Raw genomic sequence first — 8,190 nt, forward strand, 5'->3', positions numbered from 1 at the left:
CGTGACGGGTGAGCTCGTGTGGCTGGCCGACGGGCGGGAAGCGCTCCTGGAGCCGTTGGACGAGGGGTATCTGCTCCGGGTTCCATCCCTCGGGGTGCCACCACCGGGCTCGCGAAGACCGGTGCTGTCGCTGCGGTTCCTGGGTGACCCGAGCGGGTCGCTGGACGGCCGGGCGCTGCCGCTGTCGCTGCGGCACGCGGAGCTGCTCACGGCGCTGGCGCTGCACCCGCGCGGGTTGACGGCCGAGCAGCTGGCGCTGCACCTGTACGGCGAGCGCGGCAACCCCACGACCGTCCGCGCCGAGCTGCACCGGCTGCGCGACCGGCTCGGCCGGGTGCTGTCCACCAGGCCGTACCGGCTGACCGCCGACGTGCGCGGCGACTTCCTGGCGGTGCGCGACGCCCTGCTCGCCGGTGACGTGGGCACGGCCGCGGCGGCGTACCGGGGTGAGCTGCTCCCCCGGTCCGAGGCGCCGGTGGTGTGCGAGGAGCGGGAAGACCTGGCCGCGGCGCTGCGGCGGGGCGTGCTCGAACGCGGCGACGTCGAGGCGCTGTGGTCGTTCGGCCTGGTGGCGGAGGACGTGACCGTGCTGGAACGGCTGGTCCGCCTGCTGCCGCGCGCCGACCCGCGCCGGGAGGTCGCGCTGGCCAGGCTGCGGCGGGCGCTGACCTAACCTGATCACATGGGGTACTTCCAGCCGGGTGACGTGGCGTTGCGCCGCGAGGTGCTGCACGGCAGGCCGTGGGTGGTGACGCCGACCCGGGTCGTCCTCGACGGGCCGGACCTGCTGGTGGTGTACACCGCGCCGGGCACCGGGTTCGGCTTCTTCCCGCACCCGCGGACCCACCACTGGCAGGAGCTGGGCCGCACCCGCTGGAAGGGGATCGGCAAGCTCCAGCTGCACCGCCCCGGCGACGCGTACTCCGTCGACCTGTACTGGCAGGGGGAACGACGCCGGTTCGCGGGCTTCTACCTCAACCTCCAGGAACCGTTCCGCCGCACCGCCCTCGGGTTCGACACGCTCGACCACGCGCTGGACTTCTGGGTGCCGGTCGACGGCGACTGGCAGGAGCTCGACCGGGACGAGTTCGAGGAGATGGTCGCGGACGGCAAGTACGACGCCGCCGAGGCCGGGTCGATCCGGCGCACCGCCGAGGAGGTCGAGTCGATGCTGACCGACGGCACCACGTGGTGGGACCCGGCGTGGGGCGACTGGGAGCCGGACCCCGGGTGGCCGGTGCCGGCGCTGCCCGCCGGCTGGCAGGACGACCCGCTGTCGTGAAGGTCGTGCCCCTGTCGCCGCGGACCCTGGTGGACGAGCTGGTCGGGCGGGTCGACGCGCTGCCGCGCACCACGTGGGCGCGGGTGATCGTGGACGGCGCCCTGCCGACCCGGCCGGGTGAGCTGGCGGACGCGCTGGTGGAGCCGCTGCGCGCGCTGGGCCGGCCGGTGCTGCGGGTGTCGGCCGGCGACTTCCTGCGGCCCGCGTCGGTGCGGCTGGAGCACGGGCACGAGGACCCGGACTCGTTCCGCGACTCGTGGCTGGACGTGGGCGGGTTGCTCCGCGAGGTGCTGGAGCCGCTCGACCCCGGCGGGTCGGGGCGGGTGCTGCCGGCGCTGTGGAACGCGGCGACGGACCGGGCGCACCGGGCCGACTACGTGACGCTGGGCGCGGGTGGCGTGCTGCTGCTGGACGGCACCGTGCTGCTGGACAAGTGGCTGCCCGCGGAGCTGACCGTGCACCTGTGGCTGTCGGCCGGCGCGCTGGAGCGGCAGTTGCCGGACGAGTGGCGGTGGACGCTGCCCGCGTACGCGTCCTACGAGCCGCAGGCGGATGTGACGGTGCGCTACGACCACCCCACGCGGCCGGCGCTCGTGGGTACAGTCGACCGGGAGGGGAACAGCCGCTGAGCACAGGGGGAGGTGGGTCCGTGGCCAGGCTCCAGTTGCTGCTCGCGCTGTACCTGCCGGCTCTCTACGCCCTCACCCTGCTCAGCACGCCCGCCGAGGTGCTGGCCGCCGTGACGGCCGTGGCCCTGGTCGTGCTGCTCCTCACCGCCGCGCCGGTGGTGCAGGCCGCCCCCGCGTGGGTGCGGTCGCTGTCGATCCGCGAGAAGTCCCTGCGCGCCGCGTTCCTGCGGCTGCGCGACCCCGACGCGGCGGGCCGCCCCCGTCCTCGAGCGCCCGGACTCGGCCTCAGCTCCTGAGGCCCGACAGTCCACCCGCTCCGAGGACGGAGTTCCCCCTTGTTCCACGCCCTGGGTTCAGCCCTGGCCGCGTTCGCCCCGCCCGCCCTGGCCATCTTCGCCTTCACCGTCGCCGTGCGGCTGCTCCTGCACCCGCTCAGCCGTGCCGCCGTGCGCGGTGAGAAAGCCCGTGCCGCCCTGGCGCCCGAGGTGCGGGCGCTGACCGAGAAGTACGGCGAGGACCGGGTGCGGCTCCAGGAGAAGACGCTGGAGCTGTACCGGTCCCGCGGCACCTCGATGCTCGCGGGCTGCCTGCCCGCGCTCGTCCAGGCGCCGTTCTTCATGCTCGTGTACCGGCTCGTCACCACGCCGAACCCGCTGCTGGACGGCACGCTGCTCGGCGTGCCGCTGGGTGCGCACTGGTTCGGCACGTGGGCGCACACCCCGGTGTTCGCCGCCCTGTTCGCCGTGCTGGCCGGGGTCGCGTTCGCGACGTCGCGGTGGCAGGCGTCGGTGGCCGCCCGCAACGGCGGGCCGCAGCCGCCGTTCGCGAAGCTGCTGCGGCTCCTGCCGTTCGGGACCGTGCTGGTCGCCGCCGTGCTGCCGCTGGCGGCGGGGATCTACCTGGTGACGACGACTACCTGGACGCTGCTGGAGCGAGCTTTCCTGGACCGCGCAGTTCAGCCCCCGCCTCGTGCAGGTACTTCAGCACGTGGCCGTACGACGTGAACAGGCCGCACTCGGCGTAGGACACCGAGTGCCGATCGCAGAAGTCGCGGACCAGCGCCTGCGCCCGGCGCAGGTGCGGTCGCGGCATGCTCGGGAACAGGTGGTGCTCGATCTGGTAGTTCAGGCCGCCGAGCAGGAAGTCGGTGAACCAGCCGCCGGTGACGTTGCGGGAGGTCAGCACCTGCTTGCGCAGGAAGTCGAGCTGGTGGCCCGCCTGGAGCACGGGCATGCCCTTGTGGTTGGGCGCGAAGGAGATGCCCATGTAGACGCCGAACAGGGCCTGGTGCACCGCGATGAACGCCACCGCCTTGCCGGGGGACATCACCAGGAACACCCCGCCGAGGTAGACCACGAAGTGCACGGCCAGCAGCGCCAGCTCCAGGCGCCAGCCCTTCACCTCGCGGCGCGCGGCGGCCGCGGTGCTGATGACGTGCAGGCTGAAGCCTTCGAGCAGCAGCAGCGGGAAGAACAGCCAGGCCTGGTGCTTGACGACCCAGCGGAAGAAGCCGCGCTTGCGCTCGGCCTGCTCCGCGCTGAACGCGAGGACGGCGATGTCGACATCCGGGTCCTCGTCCTCGTGGTTCGGGTTGGCGTGGTGGCGGCTGTGCTTGCCCATCCACCAGCCGTAGCCGACGCCGATGAGCAGGTTGCCGAGCAGCAGGCCGGCGTTGTGGTTCGCCTTGTGGCCGGCGAACACCTGCCGGTGGCCCGAGTCGTGCCCGAGGAACGCGATCTGCGTGTACACGACGGCGAGCACGGCGGCCGGCACGAGCTGCCACCACGAGTCGCCGATCAGCACCACGGCGGCTGCGGTGAGGCCGAACGCGGCGAGGACGCCGACGAGGAACGCGATGTAGAAACCGATGCGCCGGTCCAGCAGACCTTCCTGCTTGACCAGCCTGGACAATTCAGCGAAGTCGCTGCCGCGGGCTTGGGTGCTCACCCGAGCAGGGTACGGCGCGGACACCGCCAATTCAGTTCAGCCTGAGTTGCAGCTGGGCGAACAGCCGGAGCAACGGGTCGTCGAGATCGAACCCGCCGACCTCCGCCGCACGTCGGACGCGGTACCGGAGCGTGTTCGGGTGGACGTGCAACTTCGCGGCCGCGCTTTTCACATCACCGAATTCGTCCAGGTAAGTCAACAGGGAACGGGCCAGTTCCCCATCGAGCTCCGCGAGCCTCGGATCGCGGATGCGCGGGTGCTCGGCCAGCAGGGCGAGCGTTTCGCTGATGAGCACCCGCGACCGGACGTCTTCGAGGGTCGCCACGTCGGCGTCGAGGTCGCGGGACATCGCGTCGAGCACGCGGTCGGCCTCGGCCCGGGAGACCATGACCTCGTCGACCGTGGGCACCGTGGAGCCGATCGCCCCCTGCACCCGCAGGCCCATGTGCTTGCGCGCGGCGGCCACGATCTCCCTGGTCAGGGTGAGCAGCGGCGCCTTCGGCGGCAGGTCGGTGAGCAGCGCGTAGGTGCGACCGCCCCGCTGGCTGACCAAGGCGCTGCGCCGGTACGCGGCGGCGTGCACGGAGATCAGGCTGGTCATCTCGGCCCGGCGCAGCTCGTGCTGGGTGCGGTCGGCGTGCTCCTGGCCGCGCAGGGCGAACACGACGACGGCGGCGGGCTTGTCCGGGTCGGCGCCGACCTGCTCCGCGATGGCCCCGGCGTCCATCCGGCCGTCGAGCAGGGACGCGAGCAGGTTCTCCCGGAACGCGGCGGCGGGCTCGCGCTGCTGGACCAGGTGCAGCGCGGTGACGCGGGCGGCGCCGAGGAGCGCGCGTTCGGCCTGCTCGGCCAGCGGCGTGGCTCCCTCCTGCACCCAGATCGTGCCGAGCGGCTGCGTGCCCGCGTGGATGCCGACCGCGATGCGGCGGCGGATGCCCAACTCGGGGCGCTCGTCGATGCGCACCACGTCCTCGCCGGAGCGCAGGCGCTGGTAGACGCCCCACTCGCGGAGCATCTTGAGGTACGGCTCGGGCCCCTGGCGGCCGAGGATGGACAGCCGGCGCAGCTCGTCCACCTCGTCGGTGGAGCGGGAGTAGGCCAGCACGCGGCTGGCGGTGTCCTCGATGCTGACGATGCCGCCGGTCAGCGAGGCGATGGTCTGGGCCAGGCCGAACAGGTCGCCCAGGACTTCGCCCGCGCCCGCGTCGGCCGTGACCCGGGCGCTGTTCACGACGCCCCGGGCCAGCGCTTCGAGGTGTTCCCAGCGGACCTCGGGCCGCACGGCCAGCAGCGCCACGCCCGCGTCCGCCGCCGCCTGCCGCAGCACCGGGGACGGCGTGTCGACCTTCACCGCCACCGCGACCGCTCCCCCGGCCCCCGCGGCCCTGACCAGCGGTGACGCCGCACGGCCGCGCGCGCCGACGACCAGCGCCAGGTCACCGGGCCGCACGTCCGGCACGTCGTCGGGATCCATGATGACCACGTCGAGGACGTCGGCCTCCAGCCCGTGCGGGGCCACCTGCACCTCGACCAGCGGATCACCGAGCGCGATCAGGACCTGCCGCAAGCTCATCTTTGTCCAGTTCCACAACGACGGGTGCCCAAGCCTAGACGGGCGGACAATGGGACGGATGGTTGGAAGTCCTACCGTTGGGACATCCGTACCCGTGGCGAAGGAGCTGCTTGTGGATGCCGTGACCTCGGTCCCCGCACCGGTGAACGAGCCCGTCCTCGGCTACGCCCCCGGCACCCCGGAGCGCGCGCAGCTGCAGGCGAAGCTGGCCGAGCTGGCCAAGGAGCCCGTCGAGCTGACCCTCACCATCGGCGGTGAGCAGCGGGTCGGCGGCGGCGAGCGCTTCGACGTCGTGCAGCCGCACAACCACCGCGCCGTCCTGGGCACCCTGCACGGCGCCACCCAGCAGGACACCCGCGACGCCATCGCCGCCGCCAAGCAGGCCGCGCCCGCGTGGCGCGCGATGTCCTACGACGACCGCGCCGCCATCCTGCTGCGCGCCGCCGACCTGCTCGCGACCAAGTGGCGGGCCACGCTGAACGCGGCCACCATGCTCGGCCAGTCGAAGACGGCGATCCAGGCCGAGATCGACGCCGCCTGCGAGCTGATCGACTTCTGGCGCTTCAACGTCTCCTTCGGCCGGCAGCTGCTCGCGGAGCAGCCGCAGTCGTCCACCGGCGTGTGGAACCGCACGGACCACCGCCCGCTGGAGGGCTTCGTCTACGCGATCACCCCGTTCAACTTCACCGCCATCGCGGGCAACCTGCCCACCGCGCCCGCCCTGATGGGCAACGTCGTGCTGTGGAAGCCGTCACCCACGCAGAGCTTCGCCGCGCACCTGACCATGCGGCTGCTGGAGGAGGCGGGCCTGCCGCCAGGCGTGATCAACCTGCTGCCCGGTGACGGCCTGGCGGTGTCCGAGGTGGCGTTGGCCGACCCGGACCTCGCGGGCATCCACTTCACCGGGTCGACCCGGACGTTCCAGCACCTGTGGGGCCAGGTGGGCGCGAACATCGCGAACTACCGCTCCTACCCGCGGATCGTCGGTGAGACCGGCGGCAAGGACTTCGTGCTCGCGCACCCGTCCGCCGACGTGGACGTGCTGCGCACCGCGCTGGTCCGCGGCGCGTTCGAGTACCAGGGCCAGAAGTGCTCCGCCGCGTCCCGCGCGTACGTCCCCCGCTCGGTGTGGAACCGGATGAAGGACGACTTCCTCTCCGACGTCGAGTCGCTGACCATGGGCGACGTCACGGACCTGTCGAACTTCATGGGCGCGGTGATCGACCGGCGCTCGTTCGACAAGCTGTCCGGCGTGCTCCGGGCCGCGCACTCGGACGACCACCTGGAAGTCGTCGCCGGCGGCACGGCGGACGACTCCGACGGCTTCTTCGTGCGACCGACCGTGCTGCTGGGCACGAACCCCGAGCACGAGGTGTTCACCACCGAGTACTTCGGCCCGGTGCTGGCGGTGCACGTGTTCGACGACGCCGACTACGACACCGTGCTGCGGCAGATGGAGGGCGCGGCGCCGTACGCGCTGACCGGCGCGATCATCGCGCAGGACCGGGCCGCCATCGCGCACGCCCAGCGGGAGCTGCGGTTCGCCGCGGGCAACTTCTACGTCAACGACAAGCCGACCGGCGCGGTCGTCGGGCAGCAGCCGTTCGGCGGCGGTCGGGCGTCGGGGACCAACGACAAGGCGGGCTCGGTGCACAACCTGCTGCGCTGGGTCAGCCCCCGGTCCATCAAGGAGACGTTCGCCGCTCCTACCTCCTACCGCTACCCGCACCAGGGGTGATCGCATGCTCCGCTCCACGCTGCTCGCCGCCGCGCGCTCCGGGACCATCCGCGAGCTGGTCGAACGCACGCCGCTGACCAGGCCCGTCGTCAAGCGCTTCATCTCCGGTGACGACGTGGACGCGGCCGTCGCCACCACCGGCGAGGTGCTGGCCGACGGCCGGTACGTCACCCTCGACCACCTCGGTGAGGACACCCGGGACGCGGCGCAGGCCACCGCCACCGTCGAGGCGTACCTCGACCTGCTGCGCCGGCTGGAGCTCGCCGGGCACACCGGGCGGGCCGAGGTGTCGGTGAAGCTGTCCGCGGTGGGCCAGTTCCTGCCCGTGGACGGCGAGAAGATCGCGCTGGAGAACGCCCGCCGCATCTGCGCGGCGGCCGGCGCGGTCGGCACCACCGTCACCCTCGACATGGAGGACCACACCACGACCGACTCGACGCTGGGCATCCTGCGCGAGCTGCGGGTGGACTTCCCGTGGGTGGGCGCGGTGCTCCAGGCGTACCTGAAGCGGACCGAGCAGGACTGCCGCGACCTGGCGCACGCCGGTTCGCGGGTCCGGTTGTGCAAGGGCGCGTACCAGGAGCCCGAGTCGGTGGCGTTCCAGGACAAGGTCGACGTCGACCTGTCGTACGTGCGGTGCCTGAAGGTGCTGATGGCGGGCGAGGGCTACCCGATGGTCGCCTCGCACGACCCGCGGCTGATCGCCATCGCGGGCGAGCTGGCCAAGGACCGCTCCCCGGACAGCTACGAGTACCAGATGCTCTACGGCATCCGGCCGGAGGAGCAGCGCCGCATCGCCGCCGCGGGCAACCGGATGCGCGTGTACGTGCCCTACGGCGACGAGTGGTACGGCTACTTCATGCGGCGGCTGGCCGAGCGCCCGGCGAACGTGGCGTTCTTCCTCCGCTCACTGGTCACCACGGGCTAGACGAGTAATGCGTAAGTCGGTCAGTGGTCGTAGGCGGTCAGGGATCGGGTGACGGGTTGGCCGGTGGCGCGGTTGTGCCAGATGGCGGCGGTC

8 protein-coding genes and 1 pseudogene are annotated in these 8,190 nt (G+C 72.5%); 7 read left to right on the top strand and 2 right to left on the bottom strand.

Annotation, left to right across the window (positions count from 1 at the left end; genetic code table 11):
* From AB0G02_RS22635 to AB0G02_RS22655, 5 genes and pseudogenes are all read left to right on the top strand, one after another.
* Positions 1-673, top strand: a pseudogene (locus tag AB0G02_RS22635) (transcriptional regulator); the annotation flags it as partial.
* Between the two features lie 9 nt (positions 674-682).
* A complete protein-coding gene (locus AB0G02_RS22640) occupies positions 683-1,282 on the top strand; it encodes a DUF402 domain-containing protein (protein ID WP_360797454.1) in 600 nt (199 codons plus the stop codon).
* On the top strand, positions 1,279-1,911 hold the full coding sequence (locus AB0G02_RS22645) for a uridine kinase (protein WP_360797455.1): 633 nt from the start codon (positions 1,279-1,281) through the stop codon (positions 1,909-1,911). Before AB0G02_RS22640 ends, AB0G02_RS22645 begins: the two co-directional genes overlap by 4 nt.
* Before the next feature lie 20 nt (positions 1,912-1,931).
* Positions 1,932-2,207 carry a DUF6412 domain-containing protein gene (locus tag AB0G02_RS22650; protein ID WP_360797456.1) on the top strand — a complete coding sequence of 92 codons (276 nt, stop codon included), beginning with the start codon at positions 1,932-1,934 and terminating at the stop codon, positions 2,205-2,207.
* A 39-nt stretch (positions 2,208-2,246) separates the two neighbouring features.
* Positions 2,247-2,915 carry a membrane protein insertase YidC gene (locus AB0G02_RS22655; RefSeq protein WP_360797457.1) on the top strand — a complete coding sequence of 223 codons (669 nt, stop codon included), beginning with the start codon at positions 2,247-2,249 and terminating at the stop codon, positions 2,913-2,915.
* On the opposite strand, the gene AB0G02_RS22660 is transcribed toward AB0G02_RS22655, so the two are convergent.
* Positions 2,824-3,858, bottom strand: coding sequence for an acyl-CoA desaturase (locus AB0G02_RS22660; RefSeq protein WP_360797458.1), 1,035 nt, complete (start codon positions 3,856-3,858; stop codon positions 2,824-2,826). The genes AB0G02_RS22655 and AB0G02_RS22660 overlap by 92 nt on opposite strands.
* Positions 3,859-3,889: 31 nt before the next feature.
* Positions 3,890-5,431: a helix-turn-helix domain-containing protein gene (locus tag AB0G02_RS22665; protein ID WP_360797459.1), complete on the bottom strand. Its 1,542-nt coding sequence runs from the start codon at positions 5,429-5,431 to the stop codon at positions 3,890-3,892.
* A 112-nt stretch (positions 5,432-5,543) separates the two neighbouring features.
* Between AB0G02_RS22665 and pruA the strand changes: the two genes are divergently transcribed.
* Both pruA and AB0G02_RS22675 read left to right on the top strand, forming a co-directional pair.
* Positions 5,544-7,169: an L-glutamate gamma-semialdehyde dehydrogenase gene (gene pruA, locus AB0G02_RS22670; protein WP_360797460.1), complete on the top strand. Its 1,626-nt coding sequence runs from the start codon at positions 5,544-5,546 to the stop codon at positions 7,167-7,169.
* 4 nt (positions 7,170-7,173) lie between these two features.
* Positions 7,174-8,097, top strand: coding sequence for a proline dehydrogenase family protein (locus tag AB0G02_RS22675; protein ID WP_360797461.1), 924 nt, complete (start codon positions 7,174-7,176; stop codon positions 8,095-8,097).
* Positions 8,098-8,190 lie beyond the last annotated feature (93 nt).

The sequence above is a fragment of the Actinosynnema sp. NPDC023658 genome (genome assembly GCF_040639995.1).
GTDB lineage: Bacteria > Actinomycetota > Actinomycetes > Mycobacteriales > Pseudonocardiaceae > Actinosynnema.